13 protein-coding genes are annotated in these 19,699 nt (G+C 73.9%); 3 read left to right on the forward strand and 10 right to left on the reverse strand.

The genetic code is table 11. The features are described from left to right. Positions 1-129: 129 nt before the first annotated feature. The 5 genes from OG618_RS11405 to OG618_RS11425 all read right to left on the reverse strand — a co-directional run bounded on the left by OG618_RS11405 (position 130) and on the right by OG618_RS11425 (position 5,709). Positions 130-942 (reverse strand): ABC transporter permease, encoded by an 813-nt coding sequence (locus OG618_RS11405; RefSeq protein WP_329487233.1) that lies wholly within the window; start codon positions 940-942, stop codon positions 130-132. Further along, positions 939-1,940 carry an ABC transporter ATP-binding protein gene (locus OG618_RS11410; protein ID WP_329487234.1) on the reverse strand — a complete coding sequence of 334 codons (1,002 nt, stop codon included), beginning with the start codon at positions 1,938-1,940 and terminating at the stop codon, positions 939-941. The genes OG618_RS11405 and OG618_RS11410 overlap by 4 nt, the downstream gene beginning before the upstream one ends. A gap of 149 nt (positions 1,941-2,089) precedes the next feature. Next, complete coding sequence (locus OG618_RS11415) at positions 2,090-3,295, reverse strand: NYN domain-containing protein (protein WP_329487235.1); 1,206 nt, start codon at positions 3,293-3,295, stop codon at positions 2,090-2,092. A 309-nt stretch (positions 3,296-3,604) separates the two neighbouring features. Next, positions 3,605-4,651: an aspartate-semialdehyde dehydrogenase gene (locus OG618_RS11420; protein WP_329487236.1), complete on the reverse strand. Its 1,047-nt coding sequence runs from the start codon at positions 4,649-4,651 to the stop codon at positions 3,605-3,607. A 158-nt stretch (positions 4,652-4,809) separates the two neighbouring features. Further along, a complete protein-coding gene (locus OG618_RS11425; protein WP_329487237.1) occupies positions 4,810-5,709 on the reverse strand; it encodes a 4-hydroxy-tetrahydrodipicolinate synthase family protein in 900 nt (299 codons plus the stop codon). 72 nt (positions 5,710-5,781) lie between these two features. Between OG618_RS11425 and OG618_RS11430 the strand changes: the two genes are divergently transcribed. After that, positions 5,782-6,672 (forward strand): LysR family transcriptional regulator, encoded by an 891-nt coding sequence (locus tag OG618_RS11430; protein WP_329487238.1) that lies wholly within the window; start codon positions 5,782-5,784, stop codon positions 6,670-6,672. 31 nt (positions 6,673-6,703) lie between these two features. On the opposite strand, the gene dnaE is transcribed toward OG618_RS11430, so the two are convergent. After that, positions 6,704-10,237: a DNA polymerase III subunit alpha gene (gene dnaE / locus OG618_RS11435; protein ID WP_329487239.1), complete on the reverse strand. Its 3,534-nt coding sequence runs from the start codon at positions 10,235-10,237 to the stop codon at positions 6,704-6,706. Between the two features lie 187 nt (positions 10,238-10,424). On the opposite strand from dnaE, the gene OG618_RS11440 reads away from it, so the two are divergent. Continuing rightward, positions 10,425-11,753 (forward strand): DUF2252 domain-containing protein, encoded by a 1,329-nt coding sequence (locus OG618_RS11440; protein ID WP_329487240.1) that lies wholly within the window; start codon positions 10,425-10,427, stop codon positions 11,751-11,753. A 2-nt stretch (positions 11,754-11,755) separates the two neighbouring features. Here the strand turns inward: OG618_RS11440 and OG618_RS11445 are convergent, their stop codons facing one another. After that, positions 11,756-12,973 carry a hypothetical protein gene (locus tag OG618_RS11445; RefSeq protein ID WP_329487241.1) on the reverse strand — a complete coding sequence of 406 codons (1,218 nt, stop codon included), beginning with the start codon at positions 12,971-12,973 and terminating at the stop codon, positions 11,756-11,758. Between the two features lie 381 nt (positions 12,974-13,354). Beyond that, entirely contained in the window at positions 13,355-13,945 is a 591-nt protein-coding gene (locus OG618_RS11450; RefSeq protein WP_329487242.1) for a dienelactone hydrolase family protein, read from the reverse strand. A 190-nt stretch (positions 13,946-14,135) separates the two neighbouring features. On the opposite strand from OG618_RS11450, the gene OG618_RS11455 reads away from it, so the two are divergent. Continuing rightward, the gene (locus OG618_RS11455) at positions 14,136-15,770 is read left to right on the forward strand and encodes an alkaline phosphatase D family protein (protein ID WP_329492078.1); all 1,635 of its coding nucleotides are present in this window, start codon (positions 14,136-14,138) and stop codon (positions 15,768-15,770) included. Between the two features lie 66 nt (positions 15,771-15,836). Here the strand turns inward: OG618_RS11455 and OG618_RS11460 are convergent, their stop codons facing one another. Then, positions 15,837-16,709, reverse strand: coding sequence for an ABC transporter permease (locus tag OG618_RS11460; RefSeq protein ID WP_329487243.1), 873 nt, complete (start codon positions 16,707-16,709; stop codon positions 15,837-15,839). Continuing rightward, on the reverse strand, positions 16,706-19,540 hold the full coding sequence (locus OG618_RS11465) for an alpha/beta fold hydrolase (RefSeq protein WP_329487244.1): 2,835 nt from the start codon (positions 19,538-19,540) through the stop codon (positions 16,706-16,708). The genes OG618_RS11460 and OG618_RS11465 overlap by 4 nt, the downstream gene beginning before the upstream one ends. Between the last annotated feature and the right edge of the window lie 159 nt (positions 19,541-19,699).

Genomic DNA, 19,699 nt, shown 5'->3' on the forward strand with positions numbered 1-19,699 from the left:
ACCCGCCACCCGTACCGGCCCGCGCCCGGAGCCCGCCCGGCCTGGCGCGGCGGGACCGTCGCACGGGCCCGGGGCTTGCCCGGCACCTCCCGCCGCCCGCCGGTGCGACGCGAATCGATCGGAGAAGCCCTAGCGGGTGGTGGCCCGCCGGTACGCCCAGGTGGCCACCGCGAGCGACGCCACGCCGACCCCGGCGCAGACCGCCAGGTCGCCCGCCACCGCCGCCCAGTCCGGGTCGGCCGCGAAGGTCCGGGCGAACGCCTCGACGCCGTACGTGGAGGGCAGCAGCTCGCGCAGCCAGAGCACCGGCTGCGGCAGGTTGTCCACCGGGAGCACGCCCAGCAGCAGCGCCGCCGACATGCCGAGCTGCCCCAGCATGGTGGCGATCTCCTGCTTGGGCGCCAGCAGCCCGCAGGCCGCGCCCAGCCCGGAGAGCGCCGCCCCGGCCAGCGGCACCACCGCGAGCAGCACCCAGAGCTGTCCCATCGGCAGCCCGAACATCCAGGCCCCGGCGACGGCCGTCACCAGGGTGCCCGGCAGCGTGAAGGAGGCGTACGCGGCGGCCGCGCCGAGGACCACCGAGGCCGCCGGGACGGGCAGCGTCGCGTAGTGGTCGAGGCCGCCGGTGGCCCGCAGCCGGCCGAAGTACTGGGCCAGCAGGTTGAGCGCGACGAAGGCCACCACCAGCACGCTGGAGCCGGCCACCACCGACCGCGCGGCCGAGGTCTGCCCCGGGTCGACGACGCCCCGCATCATCACCAGGATGCCGAGCGACTGGAAGGTCGCCACGAACAGCAGCGGGATGCGGGCCACCTTGGCCCGGGCCAGCTGCGCCCGGTAGACGGCGGCCAGCGCGGGCAGCAGCCGGGCGGCGGGGGCCAGCGGGGCGGGCCCGCCGGCCAGGGCCCCGGCGGTCTGCGGCGGCACCGAGAGCAGCGTCACTTGGCCAGTCCTCCATGGCGGCCGCCCAGCTTGAGGTAGGCGTCCTCAAGGCTCGGGGTGGCCAGGGTGAAGTCGTCCAGCGCGGCGAAGGCCGGGCCGGTGGTGACGGCGGCGACCAGTTCGCGGGCCCGCTCGGGGCTGGTGCGCACGGTCCAGCGCCGGCCGGTGCGCTCGGCCCGCTCGGCGAGCGCGGCGACGGCGGGCACCGCCATCGGTGCCTCGTCCCGCCAGACCAGGTCCAGCCGGACGTCACCGTCCACCAGTGCCTTGAGTCCGCCGGGGGTGTCGCAGGCGATCACCCGGCCCTCGTCCACGACCGCTACGCGGTCCAGCACGGTCTCGGCCTCGATGACGTTGTGGGTGACCAGCAGCACGGTGGTCCGCCGTTCGGCGCGCCGGCGGTCGACGGCGCTCCAGACCGCGCGGCGGGCGACCGGGTCCATGCCGGTGGTCGGCTCGTCCAGCACCAGCAGCGGCCGCTCCCCCACCAGCGCGGCGGCGAAGCAGGCGAGGCGGCGCTGGCCGCCGGAGAGCTTGGCGAGCGGCCGGTGGGCGAGCGGTTCCAGGGCGAGTTCGGTCAGCACGTCGGCGGCCTCGGCCCGGGCCCGGGCCCGGGTGAGGCCGCGCAGCCGGCCGGTGGTCTCGGCGGCGAGCGCGACGGTCAGCTCGTCCAGCGCGCTGGACTCCTGGCCGAGGTAGCCCAGCAGGCGGGCGGCCCGCTCGGGGTGGCGGACGACGTCGTGGCCGAGCAGCTCGATGGAGCCCGAGTCGGGCCGCAGCAGGCCGGTGAGCTGGCGGACCAGCGTGGACTTGCCGGCTCCGTTCGGCCCCAGCAGCCCGAAGATCTCACCCTGCCGGACGGTCAGGCTGATGCTGTCGTTGGCCCGGATCTCACCGGCGGCCCCGGCGCCGCGTCCGGCGCGGTAGGTCTTGACCAGGTCGCGTACGGCACAGCACGGCGAAGCCTCCCCGGGTGCCCGCCCGGCCGTCTCGCTCATCCGCCCGCCTCGCTCCACCGAGCGGTCGCACCACGGATCGCGTCCCTGTCGACGCTCCGCTCCTTGCCCTCGCTCACGAGCGAAGACTCTACGCGGTGGACGCGGCCGGCCGGACAAGGGGGCCCGGCCGCCCGGGGCCGCGGGGCGGGTCAGTCGTCGACGACGAGGTCCCCGCCCGGCACCCGGCCGGCGAGCTCCTTCCAGAATCCCGCCCGGATGGCGTACCGGTCGTGCTCGTCGATCTGGTCGTCCTTGTGCGCGAGCAGCCCGAACCGGGCCGCGTAGCGGAGCAGCTCGCCGTCGACCCGGTGCGGGATGCGCGGGTAGTCGGGCCAGAGCACGGTGAGCCGTTCGACGTCGCCGAGCCGCTCCGTCCAGCGGCGGGCGAACACCTGGCCGACCTCGTGGGCGTCCCCGCCGATGGTGGTGATGTCCTCCTCGCGATCGGCCCAGCGCTGCTCGGCGGTGGTCAGCTGGGCCAGCGTGGGCAGGCCGTCCCCGGCGGTGACGGCCTGTTCGGCGGCGGGCCGCTCGACCCAGCCCCGGTCCGACGACCAGCGCAGCACCGGGCCGGTGGGGTGCGCCGCCGTCGCCGGCAGCTGGGGGGTGCGCCCGGCGAGGTCCTTGGGCGTCGGCACGACCTTCAGCGCGGTGGCCGTCCCGGTGGCGCGCCCGTTCGCCACCGGCACCTGCTCGGCCGCGGGGACGGCGGCGGGCCGGGCGGCGGACGCGACGGCGGCGGGCGGGGCGGCCAGGATCTTGGCGATCTCGTGGCGCGGCCCGGGGGCGGGGAAGGCGGTGGCGGTGTCGCGCAGGGTGAACGAGCCCTCGATCCACTCCCGGTCGAGCACCCGCCGCTCGTCCGCCTCGCCGACCAGGTCCTCGGACTGGTTGAAGTCGCCGTCGGCGGCCTGCAGCGCCCAGAGGTGCACGACCACGCCGTGCTCCTTGGCGGACATCATGCCGGGCAGCAGGTCCCCGTCGCCGGTGATCAGCACGACGTCCGCGCAGGCCCGGTTGCGGGCGAGCTCGGAGAGCTCGGCGTGCATCGCGGCGTCCACGCCCTTCTGCACCCAGCGGCCCTCCGCCCTGGTCAGGGCGCCCAGCCGGACGGTGACCCGCGGCAGGACCCGGAGCCGGCGGTGCTCGGGCATCGGGCGGCGGTCGGGGGCGGCGTCGAACCAGTAGATCCGCAGCAGCGGCAGCCCGGTCTCGGCCTCGGCGCGCTCGCGCAGCGCGGTGATGAGCGCGGTGTGGTCGACACTGACCCGGGAACGGCTCGGGTCGCCGGCGAGCAGGCTGGCGGCGGCGCCCAGCAGGTAACCGGCGTCCACCAGGACGACACAGCGGTCCATCGCGCACCTCTTTTCGCTCGCCCTCGGGGATCCGGCGGCGCCGGTGTGCGGCGCTGCCGGGTGGGCGCGGTCGGCCCGGCGCTCGGGCCCGTGGGGTGAGGGTGCCCGTGGCCGCCCGATCGTTGGGTCACCTTTACCCCTGGTTCGCCCGCCGAATCTCGGCGGATGTCGCGGTCCGGCAACATCCGGCGGCGGTGCGGCCGGGGCGCGGGCGAGGTGCGCGCGAGGTGCGGCCGGGGCGCGGGCGAGGGCCGGGAACGCGCGGCGGGCCCCGTCCGAGGACGGGGCCCGCCGGGTGCGACCGCGTGCTCAGCCCTTGAGCTCGGCGGCGACGAGTTCGGCCAGCTGGACGGCGTTGAGCGCGGCGCCCTTGCGCAGGTTGTCGTTGGAGACGAACAGCGACAGCCCGTTCTCCACCGTCTCGTCGACGCGGATGCGGCCGACGAAGCTCGGGTCCTTGCCCGCGGCCTGGAGCGGGGTGGGGATCTCGCTCAGCTCGACGCCGGGGGCGGCGGCGAGCAGCTCGACGGCGCGCTCGGGGCTGATCGGGCGCTCGAAGCGGGCGTTGATCTGCAGCGAGTGGCCGGAGAAGACCGGGACGCGCACGCAGGTGCCGGCCACCTTCAGCCCGGGGATGCCGAGGATCTTGCGGCTCTCGTGGCGGAGCTTCTGCTCCTCGTCGGTCTCGTTGGAGCCGTCCTCGACGATGGAGCCGGCCAGCGGCAGCACGTTGAAGGCGATCGGGCGCTTGTAGACCTTGGGCTCGGGGAACTCGACCGCGGAGCCGTCGTGGGCGAGCGCCGAGGCGCCGTCGACGACCTTGGCGGCCTGGTCCTGGAGCTCGGCCACCCCGGCCACGCCGCTGCCCGAGACGGCCTGGTAGGTGGAGACGACCAGCGCGGCGAGGCCGGCCTCGTCGTGCAGCGGGCGCAGCACCGGCATGGCCGCCATGGTGGTGCAGTTCGGGTTGGCGATGATGCCCTTGGGGCGGTTCGCGATGGCGTCGGGGTTGACCTCGGAGACGACCAGCGGGACGTCGGGGTCACGGCGCCAGGCCGAGGAGTTGTCGATCACGACGGCGCCGGCCGCGGCCGCCTTGGGGGCGAGTTCCCTGGAGGTGGAGCCGCCCGCCGAGAAGATCACGATGTCCAGGCCGGTGTAGTCGGCCGTGGCCGCGTCCTCGACGGTGATGTCGGTGCCCTGCCAGGGCAGCGTGCGCCCGGCCGAACGGGCCGAGGCGAACAGCCGCAGCTGCTCCACCGGACCCACACCTCCGGGAAGTCCTGCGCGCTCCGCCAGGATCTCGCGGACCACGCCGCCGACCTGGCCGGTGGCCCCGACAATGCCGATCTTCATTCCGACTACTCCTCTTGATGGTGCTGGTCACAGCCGCCCTCCGCCCATCATGCCTTGTCACCCGGGCGGGGCGACCTGGTATTCCACGGTGTGAGAGCCCGGCCCCGGTCCGGCCGGTCCCGCCGGGCGCCGATCCGGCCGGATCGGCCCGGGCCGGACTAGTGGTCCAGACCGGTGGCGAGTGCGAGCGCCACCGCCACCTCGTCCGCCCCCGCCGGCAGCAGCGGCAGCCGGACGTCCGGGGTGGGGATCCGGCCCTGCGCGTGCAGCACGCCCTTGACCACCGCGGGGTTGGGCGCGGCGAAGGCGGCCGTCGCCAACGCGGTCAGCCGGTGCCCCAGGGCCCGCGCCCGCGGTACGTCCCCGCGCTCCCAGGCGTCGGTCAGCTCGACGAACCGGGCGGTGGCCAGGTGGGCCGAGGCCGGGATGCCGCCGGCGCCGCCGAGCGCCAGCACCGGCGCGAGGAAGGCGTCCTCGCCGGACAGCACCGCGAACCCGTCCGGGGCCTGCGCGAGCAGCTCGACGGCCGCCTGGTCCAGCCCGCCGGTCGCGTACTTGACGCCGACCACGCCGTCGATCGCGGCGAGTTCGAGCAGCGCGCCGGCCGACAGCTGCTGCCCGGTCCGGTACGGGATGTGGTAGATGACCAGCGGCACCGCGCTCGCCGCGGCCAGCGCCCGGAAGTGCGCGACCGTCCCGGCCTCGCCCGGGCGGACGAAGGCCGGGACGGTGACCAGCGCGGCCGCCGCCCCCGGCACCCGCGCGCCCAGCCCGGCCAGCTCCTCGGCGGCGGCCCGGGTGTCGGCCCCGCCCGCGCCGACCACCAGCTGGGCGCCGCGATCGGCGCAGACGGCCGCGCAGACGTCGACCACCGCGCGCCGCTCGGCCGCGTCCAGCGTGGCCGGTTCGCCGGTGGTGCCGAGCGCGACCAGCCCGGCCGCGCCGTCGTCCAGCAGCGAACCGGCCAGCTTCTCCAGTGCGTCCAGCGCCACCGAGCCGTCCTCGGCGAACGGGGTGACCAGCGGGACGTAGATGCCCTTGAGAACCGTGTGTTCCATGCCCACGATCCTGCGGCCCGGTCATCACTCAGGTCCAGTTCACATTTCTGACGCTTCTCGTAAGCTGGGCCGATGCTCGATGTCCGACGCCTGCGCCTGCTGCGCGAACTCGCCCACCTCGGCACCATCGCCGCCGTCGCCGAGTCGCTCTCGTTCAGCCCTTCGGCGGTCTCCCAGCAACTGTCCGTCCTGGAGAAGGAGGCCGGTGTCCCGCTGCTGGAGCGCACCGGGCGGCGGGTCGCGCTGACCCCGGCCGGGCTGGGCCTGGTCCGGCACGCCGAGGCGGTGCTGGCACGGCTGGAACAGGCCGGCGCCGAACTCGCCCACGCCAGGGAGGGGCTGGCCGGTCCCCTGCGGATCGGCACCTATCCTTCGGCGGCCCGGGCGGTGATCCCGGCGGTGCTCGCCGAGCTGTCCGGCTGGCACCCGGGGCTGGAGCCGATGGTGGCGGAGGTGGACCCGGCGGACGTGGCGGCGGCGCTGCGCGCGGGCGAGCTGGACGTCGCGCTGGTGCACGAGTACGACCTGGTGCCGACCGACCCGGAGCCCGGCCTGGCGGTGACCCGCCCGGTGTTCACCGAGCCGATGTACCTGGCGGCCCGGGCGGCCGGCACCGTCGCCGAGCAGCGCGTCGCGCCCTGGATCATGGCGCCGCGCGGCACGCTCTGCCACAGCATGGCCGTCCGGGCCTGCGAGAGCGCTGGCTTCGCCCCCCGGATCCGGCACCAGATCGACGACTTCGCGACGGTGCTGGCCCTGGTGGCGGCCGGCCAGGGGGTGGCGCTGGTCCCGCAGCTGGGCACGGAACGGACCCCGCCCGGGGTGGTGCTGACCCGGCTGCCGATGTACCGCCGGACCCGCGCCGCCTTCCGGGCGGGCGCGGGCTCGCACCCGGCGATCTCGGCCTTCGTCTCGGCCCTGCACACCGCCGTCCCGCCCGCCCTCGGCGGCGCGGTGCTCTGAGCTCGCCCCGGGGCGTCTCCCGGGGCCGGTCTCAGTTCGCCAGGCAGCTCGGCCCGAGCAGCTGCTTGAGGTCCCCGAACAGCGCCGGGTCGGACTTCACCCGGTGCCGGTCCAGCCGCAGCACCGTGGTGGTGCCGCCGCGCCGGAGGTGGACGTGCACCTCGGTGGTCCCCTTGTGGTGGGCCAGTACCTCGCCGAGCCGGGTCACCACCTGCGGGTTGAGCCGGCTCTCCGCGATGGTGAGGGTGATCGGGAGCTGGGCGGCGACGTTCGACAGGTCCGGCACCGACAGCTCCATCCCCATCAGCCGCGGCACGTCCTCCCGCTTGTCCAGCTTGCCGCGGACGAACACCACGGAGTCCTCGACGAGTTGCGAGGAGACCAGCTGGTAGCTGGCGGGGAAGAACATGCAGTCGATCGAGCCCGCCAGGTCCTCGACGGTGGCGATCGCCCAGGCGTTGCCCTGCTTGGTCATCTTCCGCTGGAGGCCCGAGATGATGCCGCCGATGGTGACGATCGAGCCGTCCGGCCGCTCCGCGAGGTCGGCCACCGCGCAGTCCGCCCTGTCGGCGAGGAGGTGCTCGATGCCGTGCAGCGGGTGCGAGGAGACGTAGAGGCCGAGCATCTCCCGCTCCTGGGTGAGCAGGAAGGCCTTGTCCCACTCCTCCTCGGAGAAGACCACGTCCAGCCCGAAGCTCGGCTCGTCGGCGACCGCGTCGCCTCCGAACAGGTCGAACTGGCCCTCCGCCTCCTTGCGCTTGACCCCGACCACGTTGTCGATCATCGGCTCGAACTCCGCGGTCAGCCCCTTGCGGGTGTGCCCGAGCGAGTCGAACGCGCCCGCCTTGATGAGCGATTCGACGGTCCGCTTGTTGCAGACCACCGACTCCACCTTCACCAGGAAGTCGGGGAAGGAGGTGAACTTCCCCTTCGCCTTCCGGGTGCGGATCAGCGACTCCACCACCGGCCCGCCGACGTTGCGGATGGCGGTGAGACCGAACCGGACGAGGGTATCCCCGTGCGGGGTGAAGTCGGAGTCGGACTCGTTGACGTCCGGCGGGAGCACCTGGATGCCCATCTTCCGGCACTCGTTGAGGTAGACCGCCGACTTGTCCTTGTCGTCCTTCACCGAGGTCAGCAGCCCGGACATGTACTCGGCCGGGTAGTTGGCCTTGAGGTACGCCGTCCAGTACGAGACCAGCCCGTACCCGGCGGTGTGCGCCTTGTTGAAGGCGTAGCCGGAGAAGGGGACGAGGACGTCCCACACCGCCTGGATCGCCGCGTCCGAGTAGCCGCGCTCGCGGCAGCCCCGCTGGAACGGGACGAACTCGGCCTCCAGGATCTCCTTCTTCTTCTTGCCCATCGCGCGGCGCAGCAGGTCGGCCTGGCCGAGCGAGTAGCCGGCCAGGATCTGGGCGGCCTTCTGCACCTGCTCCTGGTAGACGATCAGGCCGTACGTCGGCTTGAGGATCTCCTCCAGGGGCTTCTCCAGCTCCGGGTGGATCGGGGTGATCTCCTGCTGGCCGTTCTTGCGCAACGCGTAGTTGGTGTGAGAGTTGACGCCCATCGGGCCCGGTCGGTACAGCGCGAGGACGGCGGAGATGTCCTCGAAGTTGTCGGGCTTCATCAGGCGCAGCAGCGAGCGCATCGGCCCGCCGTCGAGCTGGAAGACGCCGAGCGTGTCGCCGCGGGCCAGCAGCTCGTAGGCGGGCTTGTCGTCCAGGGGCAGGTCGAGCAAGTTGATCCTGACGCCCTTGTTCCGCTCGATCGCCTTGACGGCATCGTCCATGATCGTCAGGTTGCGCAGGCCGAGGAAGTCCATCTTGAGAAGGCCGAGGCCCTCGCAGGTGGGGTAGTCGAACTGCGTGATGGTGACGCCGTCGGTGTGCCGGGTCCAGACCGGGATGTGGTCGGTGAGCGGCTCGGCGGACATGATGACGCCGGCCGCGTGCACCCCGGGCTGGCGGATCAGCCCCTCGATGCCGCGCGCGGTGTCGATCACCTTGCGGACGTCCGGGTCGTTCTCGTACAGCCCGCGGATCTCGCCGGCCTCGCCGTAGCGCGGGTGCGAGGGGTCGGTGATGCCGGAGAGCGGGATGCCCTTGCCCATGACGTCCGGCGGCATCGCCTTGGTGATCCGGTCGCCCATCGCGTACGGGTAGCCGAGGACGCGCGAGGAGTCCTTGATGGCGGCCTTCGCCTTGATGGTGCCGTACGTGACGATCATGGCGACCTTGTCGGAGCCCCACTTGTCCGTCACGTACCGGATCACGTCACCGCGCCGGCGCTCGTCGAAGTCGATGTCGACGTCGGGCATGGAGACGCGCTCGGGGTTGAGGAAGCGCTCGAAGATCAGGCCGTGCGGGATCGGGTCGAGGTCGGTGATGCCCATCGCGTAGGCGACCAGCGAGCCGGCCGCCGAGCCGCGGCCCGGGCCCACCGCGATGCCCTGCTCCTTGGCCCACATGATGAAGTCGGCGACCACGAGGAAGTACGCCGGGAACCCCATCTGGATGATGGTGTCCATCTCGTACTCGGCGAGCTTCTTGTGCTCCTCGTCGTACCCGCCCGGGAAGCGCCGGTCCATGCCCTGCCAGACCTGGGCCCTGAAGAAGTCCGCCTCCGACGCGAAGCCCGCCGGGATCGGGAAGCGCGGCATCAGGTTCTTGAACTCGAACATGCCCTCGGTGTCGACCCGCGAGGCGACCAGCAGCTGGCTGTTGCGGCAGCCCTCCTGCCAGGCGTCCGAGGAGTCCAGCGCGTACATCTCGGCGGCCGACTTGATGTAGTAGCCGGTGCCGTCGAAGCGGAAGCGGTCCGGGTCCGAGAGGTTCTTGCCGGTCTGGACGCAGAGCAGCAGGTCGTGCGCGCCGGCGTCGGACTCGGTGGTGTAGTGCGAGTCGTTGGTGACCACCGGCGGGATGTCCAGCTTCCGGCCGATCTCCAGCAGCCCGTCGCGGACCCGCTTCTCGATGTCCAGGCCGTGGTCCATCAGCTCCAGGAAGTAGTTCTCCCGGCCGAAGATCTCCCGGTAGTCGGCGGCGGACCGGAGCGCCTCGTCGAACTGGCCGAGCCGCAGCCTGGTCTGCACCTCGCCGGAGGGGCAGCCGGTGGTGGCCATCAGGCCGGCCGCGTGCTCGGCGATGATCTCCTTGTCCATCCGGGGCCACTTCACCAGCCAGCCCTCGGCGTAGGAGCGCGAGGTCAGCTTGAAGAGGTTGTGCAGGCCCTGCTTGTTGCGGGCCCAGATGGTCTTGTGGGTGTAGGCCCCGGACGCCGAGACGTCGTCCCGCTTCTGGTGCGGCTGCCCCCAGAGGACGCGCTTGGTGTTGGTGCGCGACTCGGGCGCGACGTACGCCTCGATGCCGATCACCGGCGTGATCCCGGCGGCGGTGGCCTGCTTGTGGAACTCCGCCGCGCCGTACATGTTGCCGTGGTCGGTCATCGCGACATGGGTCTGGCCCAGCCGCTCGACCTCCTTGAAGAGCTGCTTCAGCCGGGCGGCGCCGTCCAGCATCGAGTACTCGGTGTGGACGTGCAGGTGCGCGTACGGCTGGTCGCTCAAGGCGGGGCCTCCGGAGGCTGGTGCTGTCTGGCTGGCCGGCGAACGCACAGGTCACGGAGGTGCCTGGAAACAGCTGTGGTCCGAGCCGCCATCGGGGCCCGGACCAGCTCTCACACGTTCACGGTCCTACTCTAGCCTCCGGCCCCAGAAGTGCCCGGCCGCCCACCACGCCGCAAAGGACCCTTCCATGTCCCACCCGCAGCCCATCGCCGACCACCGCGCCGAGACCGTCCTGAGCGTCTTCGACACGGCCTTCGGCGACCTGCTCGCCAAGGACCCGGCGGCGTTCCGGGTGAAGTTCCGGAAGATGGCCGCCTCGGCGTTCGCCTTCTACCGCGGCACCGCCGGCCTCTACTACGCCGACCTCGCCGACGGCCCGTTCGCCGGGTACGGCGCCACCTTCCTGGACGAGCGCACCAGCCGGGTCTGGATCCACGGGGACCTGCACGCCGAGAACTTCGGCACCTACCTGAACGCCGAGGGCCGGCTCGTCTTCAACGTCAACGACTTCGACGAGGCCTACGTCGGCGCCTTCACCTGGGACGTCCAGCGCCTCGCCGCCTCGCTGGCCCTGATCGGCTACGCCAAGGCACTGTCCGACACCACGATCACCCAGCTGGTCACCGCCTTCGCCACCGCCTACCGGGCCCAGATCGCCGCCCACGTCTCCTCCGGCGACGCCGACCCCTTCACCCTGGACACCGCCACCGGCCCGATCCTGGACACCCTGCGCCGGGCCCGGCTGCAGACCCGGGTCGCGCTGCTCGACGGCGACACCGTCGTCGAGGGCTACGAGCGCCGGTTCCGCCTCGGCGGCGGCGCGATCGAGCTGGACGAAGCGACCCGCGCCGAGGTGCTCGCCGCCTTCGAGGCCTACGTCGCCACCCTGCCGCCCGCCTCCCGCACCCGGCCGGAGTCGCTGAAGGTCAAGGACGTCGTCGGCCGCCGTGGCATCGGCATCGGCAGCGCCGGCCTGCCCTCCTACAACCTGCTGCTGGAGGGGCACACCGACGCGCTGGAGAACGACGTCGTCATCTACATGAAGCAGGGCCAGACCCCGGCCGTGTCGCGGCACGTCACCGACCCGGCGATCGCCGGGTACTTCGAGCACGAGGGCCACCGCACGGTCATCTCCCAGCGCGCCCTCCAGGCGCACAGCGACCCGTGGCTCGGCCACACCACCCTGCGCGGGCGCGGCCAGCTGGTCGCCGAGGTCTCCCCCTACACCACCGACCTCGACTGGACCGACCTCAACGAGCTGTCCGACCTGCTCGCCGTCACCGAGTACCTCGGCCGCGCCACCGCCACCATGCACGCGGCCGCCGACGAGTCCTCCAGCGGCCACACCCTGGTGCCGTTCTCCACCGAGCACGCCATCGACGCCGCCATCACCCGCGACGAGGCCGGCTTCCCGGCGATGCTGGTCGACTTCGCGCACGCCTACGGGGCGCAGGCCCGCCAGGACCACCAGCTCTTCGTCGACCTCTACCGCAACGGCCGCATCCCCGGCCTGTAGGGCTACCCGGTCAGGGCCGCCAGCCGCTCCCCGGCGGCGGCCCTGACCTCCGCCTCCTCCATCGGGTCGTCCCGCAGGTAGGCCAGCCGCTCCCGCACCTCCGGCCCGTCCGGCGCGTGCCCGACGGCCAGCAGCCGCGCCGCCGCCTCGCAGTCCCGGAGCGACTCGGTGTACCCCGCGCCCAGCCCGGCCGGGCCGATCGCGGCCAGCGCCTCCAGGTACGCGGCCCGCTCGTACGAGTGCGGCGTCCACAGCCAGAACCGGCGCAGCAGCGAGACGGCGTCGCCGGCCTCCGCCGGCCCGAACCGGGCGAGCGCCTTGGCCTGCCTCCTCGGCCCGCACCAGTGCCGCCGCACCCAGTGCCGTTCCAGCTCCGCCACCAGCACCGGGACATCCTCGGCCGCCCCGTACTCGGCCAGTACCCACTGCCCCTGCGCCCGCAGCCAGTCCGGCTCCGTGACCGCGGCCCACTCCCGCGCGGCGGGCACCGCCCCCGCGCCGAGCTTCTCCAGCACCCCGGTCAGTGGCCACAGCACGTACCTGCCGTCCGCCGTCCCCAGCGACGGCACCAGTGGAAGCACCCCGGGCTCCGGCCCCCGGTCGTCGAGCACGTCCAGCGCGGCGGTCCGTCGCTCCTGCGACTCGGCCGGGTCCGCCAGCAGCTCCAGCAGCTCCGCGTTCCCCGTCCTCGCCAACGGCTTCGCCTCCCGGGGCCCGTGCACCGGCCCCGGCCGGACCCACCCCCAACGCGTCCACGGCTCGCCCCACCGGTCCGCCGGATCCCGCCGCGCCCGTTCCCCGGCCGTCTCCGCCAGGTCCTCCCACCACTCCACCGGCCACCGGTCCGCCATCGCCTCCAGCACCGGCGCCCAGTGCCGCCCCACCCGCACATGCGCCCGCAGCGCCTCCCGGGCCTGCGCCGACCCGTCGAGCGCCAGCAGCACCAGCACCGCGCCGGCCCGCTCACAGGTGTCCTCGTCCCCCGCCAGCAGCTCGACCACCGGCCCGACCGGCAGCGCGAGGTCCCTGACCAGCCGCGCCAGATAGAGCGCCCGCTGATCGACGGGCTCCCACCGCCAGTCCCACCGCACGCACCCGTACACCAGCTCGGCGGCCGCCGCCGGGTCCTCCTCGGCCATCCGCGCCCCGAGCCCCCGGCCCCGCTGCAACAGCCCCGGCAGCGTCGCTGCCGGTGCGTACTCGTATCTCCGCTGTGTCACCCCGCCATCCTCCCCCAGCCCCCGTCGAGGACGGTTTCCGACCTACATCCCCGCTAGCGTCGGCCTTCCCGGACATGCGATGCGGAGACCGACATGAACCTCACCCGGCCGCGATCGGGGAGTGCGCCCGTTGCGCGGCCCCGGTGACGCCCGGCGGCGGGACGATCTGCCGCCGGGCGTCACCGGGGCTCATGCCCCCTGCCGCAGCGCCGGACAGGGCCGCCGCCGAGCGGAACCGGATCGGCGCCGAGTTCGCGCGCGGCCTGCTGCGCGGCGCAGCGCCGGTGCCTGTACCAGCGCCGGTGCCGGTGCCGTAGCAGCTGAGCCAGGCTCGATGCACAGGAAGTCGACCGGGCCGACTTCCTGTGCACGGGGCGCGTCTCAGGCCGCCTGGTCGTCCAGCTCGGCGAGGAAGTCCAGGGCCACCGCCCAGGTCCGCTCGGCCGCCTCGGCGTCGTAGTCGGGCAGCTCGGGGTCGGTGTAGACGTGACCGGCGCCCCGGTAGCGGTGGACCTCGACGTCGGCGCCGGCCCGGCGCAGCTGCAGGTACCAGGCGTTCAGCCAGTCCTCGGACTCGAACGGGTCCGGCTCGGCCACGTGCAGCTGGACGGGGATCGAGGTCGCCGCGTCCTCCCGGATGTCCGAGGTGCCGTGCAGCAGGAGCAGGCCGAGCGCCTTCTCGTCGGCCAGCGCGAGGTTCTGGGCGAGCGAGCCGCCGAGCGAGAGGCCCGCGTAGACGAGCGAGGCTCCCGACCCCAGCAGCGGGGCGGCGGCGCCGACGGCCCGGCGCAGCAGCTCGTCACTGCCGAGCTCCTCCTTGTACGCCATGCCCTCCTCGACGTCGTCGAAGGTCTTCCCGTCGAACAGGTCCGGGGTGTGCACGGTGTGCCCGGCGGCGCGCAGCCGGTCGGCGGCGGCGTGGACGGCGGGGCGCAGTCCGTAGACGGAGTGGAGGAGCAGGATCTGGGCCACGGTCGGACTTCCTTGCAGGGCGGGCGGAGACTCCCCCCATCATCGCCCATGGCCACCGGGTGGCCTCGCGCCCGCGCGGCGGTGGCGGAGGCCACGCGTCGGTGAAGCGGCGACGAACAGTCAGTCCGACCTATGGAGCGGCGCGTTACCGACCGGTAGCCTGTCCGCCGTGACTGACCTTGTCGATGACATGACCGCTGCCCGCCCGCACCGCCGCCAGGTGCTGAAGGCCACCGCGATCGTGGCGGGCGCCGCCGCCCTGCCGCTCGCCCTCGGCTCCGCGGCCTCGGCCGCGACCGCCCCGCAGTTCCTGCACGGCGTCGCCTCCGGCGACCCGCTCCCCGACGGCATCCTGCTCTGGACCCGGGTCACCCCGACCCCCGACGCCGTTCCCGGCTCCGCCACGGGCCCGGCCACCGAGGTCCGCTGGGAGCTCGCCACCGACAAGGGCTTCACCCGGATCGCGGCGGGCGGCACGGTGACCGCCACCGCCGCCTCCGACCACACCGTCAAGGCCGACGTCCGCGGCCTGACCCCGGACACCCTCTACTGGTACCGCTTCACCGCCGGCGCCGCCGTCTCCCCGGTCGGCCGCACCCACACCACCCCGGCCGCCGACGCCGCCCTCTCCCGTCTGCGCCTGGGCGTCGCGTCCTGCGCCAACTGGGAGGCCGGCTACTTCTCCGCCTACCGCCACCTCGCCGCCCGCGGCGACCTGGACGCCTTCCTCTTCCTCGGCGACTACATCTACGAGTACAAGACCGGCGAGTTCTGCGCCCGCGGCTCGGTCGTGCGCCCGCACGCACCCACCCACGAGATCCTCACCCTCGCCGACTACCGGACCAGGCACGGCCGCTACAAGACCGACGAGGACCTCCAGGGGCTGCACGCGCAGGTCCCGACCATCGCGATCTGGGACGACCACGAGTTCGCCAACGACGCCTGGTCCGGCGGCGCCGAGAACCACACCCCCGGCACCGAGGGCGACTGGGCCGACCGGATGGCCGCCGCCAAGCAGGCCTACTTCGAGTGGATGCCGGTCCGCCCGTCGATCGCCGGCACCACCTACCGCCGCCTGCGCTACGGCAAGCTCGCCGACTTCCACCTGATGGACCAGCGCTCGTTCCGCTCGGAGCAGGTCAAGGTCGGCAACGGCGACGTCGACTCGGCCGACCGCAGCATCACCGGTCGCGCCCAGATGGACTGGCTGAAGGCCGGGCTCACCGCCTCCGACACCACCTGGCGGTTGATCGGCAATGAGGTGATGATCTCCCCGGTCGCCTTCTTCTCGCTGCCGGACTACCTGCTGCGCCCGCTGGCCAAGCTGCTCGGCCTGCCGGGCGAGGGCCTCGCGGTCAACACCGACCAGTGGGACGGCTACACCCACGACCGCCGCGAGCTGCTCGGCCACCTCAAGACGAACGGCATCACCAACACCGTCTTCCTGACCGGTGACATCCACTCCGCCTGGGCGTCGGACGTCCCCAACGAGGCCGCCACCTACCCGCTCTCGGGCAGCGCGGCCACCGAGTTCGTGGTGACCTCGGTGACGTCGGACAACATCGACGACGTCCTCAAGGTCGCCCCGCAGACCCTCTCGCTGGTGGCGGCCGCGGCGATCAAGTCGGCCAACCCGCACGTCAAGTGGGTCGACCTGGACTCGCACGGCTACGGCGTCCTGGACATCACCCCGAGCCAGACCCAGATGGACTACTACGTCCTCTCCGACCGCACCCGCAAGGACGCCACCACCAAGTGGACGCGCTCCTACCGCACCCGGTCCGGCACCCAGCAGATCGAGCGGGTCTACTCTCCCGTCAAGTAGGCCGCGCCCCGGAGGGGGTACGCCACCCAGGCGTACCCCCTCCGCAGACGCCCCTCCGCAGGCTCCTCAGGACACCACGTCCTTGCGCGCGAACCCGCGGAACGCCAGCGCCAGCAGCACCACCGCGTAGGAGAGCGACAGCGAGACGCCCTGCACCATGCCGCCCCACTCCAACTGCGGCTGCAGGGCGTCCGCCCAGGCGTACTGCCAGTGCGCGGGAAGCCATTCCCGCAGGTCACCGAGGGCGGTGACGGCGTCCAGCACCCCGGTGACGATGGAGGCGAACACCGCGCCGCCGACCGCGCCCAGCGGCGCGTCGGTCGCGGTGGAGAGCCAGAACGCCAGCGCCGCGATCACGACCTCGCTGAGGAACACGAACGCCACCGCGAGCGCCAGCCGCGGCAGTGCCTCCGTCGCCGACAGGGTCGCGCCGGTGGGCAGCTTCAGGTCCCCCCAGCCGTACGCGGCGGTGCCGACCAGCAGCCCGATCGTCGGCAGCAGCACCACGGCCGCCGCCGAGAAGGCCAGCCCCACCACGAACTTGCGGGCCAGCAGCCGGGCCCGGGGCACCGGCGCGGCCAGCAGGTAGCGCAGCGAGGACCAGCTGGCCTCCGAGGCCACGGTGTCCCCGCAGAACAGCGCCACCGGGATCACCAGCAGGAAGCCGGTGCCCATGAAGAGCAGGGTGGTCGCGAAGTTGGGGCCGGAGGCGGTGGCCAGCTCGATGAAGCTGGTCCGGTCGGCCCGCCCCGGCGTGCCGCCGATCTGGAACGCCGCCAGGATCACGAACGGCATCGCGGCCAGCACCCCGCCGATCACCAGGGTGCGCCGGCGCCGCAGCTGGCGCAGGGCCTCGATCCGCAGCGGCAGAGTCCGCCCGGGCCGGTACCCGGGCGCGCGGTCCGGTGAGACGTGGTCCGGTGACACAGCGGCGCTCACGCCGCACCTCCGATCAGCGACAGGAACGCGTCCTCCAGCCGGCGGTGCGGTCCGGCCCGCTCCACCGGCACTCCCAGGCGCACCAGCTCGGCCAGCAGTTGGCTGGCCGCCATGCCGTCCAGCCGCACCAGCAGCCCGCCCTCGACCACCTCCACCGAGCCCACGCCGGCCAGCGCGCCCGCCTTGTCGGCGGCCACCGCCAGCTCCGACGGCCCGAACGAGGCGGGTGTGCCGATCAGCAGGTGCTCGCCCGCACCGATGATCTCGGCGACGGCGCCCGCCGTGACCAGCCGGCCGCGGTCCATCACCACCAGGTCGGTGCAGCTCTGCTCGACCTCCGCCAGCAGGTGGCTGGAGACGATGACGGTCCGTCCGGCGGCGGCGTAGCGCACCATCACCTCGCGCATCTCACGGATCTGCGGCGGGTCGAGCCCGTTGGTCGGCTCGTCCAGGATCAGCAGGTCCGGCAGGCCGAGCATGGCCTGGGCGATGGCCAGGCGCTGCCGCATGCCCTGCGAGTAGGTCCGCACCGCCCGGTCCAGCGCCTCGCCGAGCCCGGCGATGGCGAGCGCCTCCGCCAGGTGCGCGTCCGCCTCCGGGCGGCCGGTGGCCTGCCAGTACAGCCGCAGGTTGGCCCGACCGCTCAGGTGCGGCAGGAACCCGGCGCCCTCGACGAAGGCCCCGACCCGCGACAGCACCGGCGCGCCGGGCCGCACCAGGTGGCCGAAGATCCTGATCTCGCCGGCGTCGGGCCGGATCAGGCCCATCAGCATCCTCAGCGTGGTGGTCTTGCCGGCGCCGTTGGGCCCGAGCAGCCCGAGCACCTGGCCCTGCTCCACCCGGAAGCCCACGTCCCGGACGGCGTACCGGTCGGTGGCGCCCTTGTAGCGCTTGCCGAGGCCGGTGATCTGCAGCGGCACCTCGGCCAGCGCCGGGTCGTAGGCCGACCCCCGGGCGGTCCGGCCGCGTCGGCGCAGCCGCGGCAGGAGCAGCAGCGCGGCCGCCACGGCGACGGCGATCAGCGGCAGCACCCAGGTCCGGGCCGGCAGCGGGGTGGCCTCGGTGACCAGCTCGGCGACGGTCGGCGCGGTGACCGGGCCGGCCAGGGAGACCCGGTAGGTGGCCGGCTCGGCCGGCGAGGCGTACGCCAGGTCGGTCGCGGCGAGCACCAGCCGCAGCCGGTGCCCGGCGGCGAAGGTGTGGTCGACGGTGGGCAGCGCCACCGTGACGGTCCGGCCGCCGGGCGCGTCCGCGCCGGTCACCCGGAGCGGGGCGGACAGCTGCTGCGGCAGGGTCTGCTTGCCGTCCGGCGCGACGTCGTACAGCTTGGCGAAGAGCACCGCGTCCGGCCGGTCGGCCGCGACCTTCACCGTGACCGTCGGCTGCCCGGTCAGGTGCAGTTGCCCGTCCAGCGGCGCCGAGTCGAACCCGGCGTACTGACCGGGGAAGTCGAGCGAGAGCCCGGCCCCGAGCGAGGCGGCCTGGCTGAGCGCGCCGATGCCGGGCAGCGCGGAGATGTTGGGCGGCGCGCCGCCGGGCGGGTTGGCGAAGGTCTGCTCGGCGCCCGCCTTGCCGCCGGTCAGCTCCACCTGCCGCGAGCCGGTGCCCGCCAGACCGGGGTAGGCGTCGGCGGAGGCGCCGCGCAGCACGGCCTGGAAGCCGGTGGAGTCCACCCCGCCGGTGCGGGTCACCCGGAACGCCGGCCCGGTGGAGCCGGGCGGGTCCTGCCCGGCCGGCTCCTGCAGGTACCGGTCGAACCAGGCACCGACCCGGTCGTCCACCCGGGCGCTGGTGTCGGTGCCGCCGTCGTGCCCGCCCGCGAACCAGTCCACCGCGACCGGCGCGCCGTTGGCCGCGACCGCCCGGGCGATCGCATCGCCCTGGTCGAGCGGGAACAGCGAGTCCTGCTGGCCCTGGACGACCAGGGTGGGCGCCTTGAGCCGCCCGGCCACCGAGGACGGGCTGGAGCGGTCCAGCAGGGCCACGGCTTCCGGATCGGCGTGACCGGCGGTCGCCACCCGGTCGTACATCCGGCAGAGCTCGTCCAGGAAGCGGCCGCCGCCGACCGTCGCGTCCGCCGAATCGCCCGGGGCCTGCTGCGGCCCGGTGCCACCGCGCGGGGCCTCGCCCGAGGGGCCGAGGTCCCCCGCCGAGCCGGTGGTGAAGAAGATGCCGGCCCAGAGCTTCTTGAACACGCCGTCCACCGCGCCCGAGCCCCGCACGCCCTGCGGGAACAGCGCGTCGGCCAGGTTCCACCAGGTGATCTGGCTGGCCACCGCGTCGATCCGGCTGTCGTACGCGGAGCCGAGCAGCGACACCGCCCCGCCGTACGAGGCACCGGTGATGCCGACCCGCGGGTCGCCCGGCCCGTCGAGGCGCACCTCGGGCCGCTGGGCCAGCCAGTCGACCAGGTGCCGGACGTCCTCGACCTCGCGGTCGGGGGCGTTGAGGCCGATCCGGCCGCCGGAGTGGCCGAAGCCGCGCGCCGACCAGGTCAGCACCGCGTAGCCCTGCCGGGCGAGCTGCTGGGCGCGCTCGCGCTCACCCTCCTTGGAACCGCCGAAGCCGTGGGCGAGCAGGACCGCCGGTCGGGGGCCCGTCCCGGTCGTGAAGAACGAGGTGTCCAGCTGGACCGTGGCGTCGCTGCCGGGCGTCTCCGGCATGCTGAGGAAACGATCCTCCTGCCGGACGGGCTCGTCCCCGCCGGCGGCCACCGCCACCGCCGTGCCGACTCCGGCCACCACCACCAGGGCCACCGCCGCGGCCAGCACTCTTCGTCCGACAGCCGTTCCGCGGCCGCGCCACCGACGCCACGCCCCACCGAGCTCCATGGTCGGTGATCGTATCCGCCGTGCCGGTAGGCGTCCGATAAGGCCGCCCGGGCCGGGCCGTGCCGAGACGCCCGATTCATCCGACTATGCCCGGGTATCGTCCGCCCGTCCCATCCCACCGCCCGACGACGAGGTGTCTGTGCTCCGGCCGCTGATCGC

This window comes from Kitasatospora sp. NBC_01246 (assembly GCF_036226505.1).
Classification (GTDB): Bacteria; Actinomycetota; Actinomycetes; order Streptomycetales; family Streptomycetaceae; genus Kitasatospora.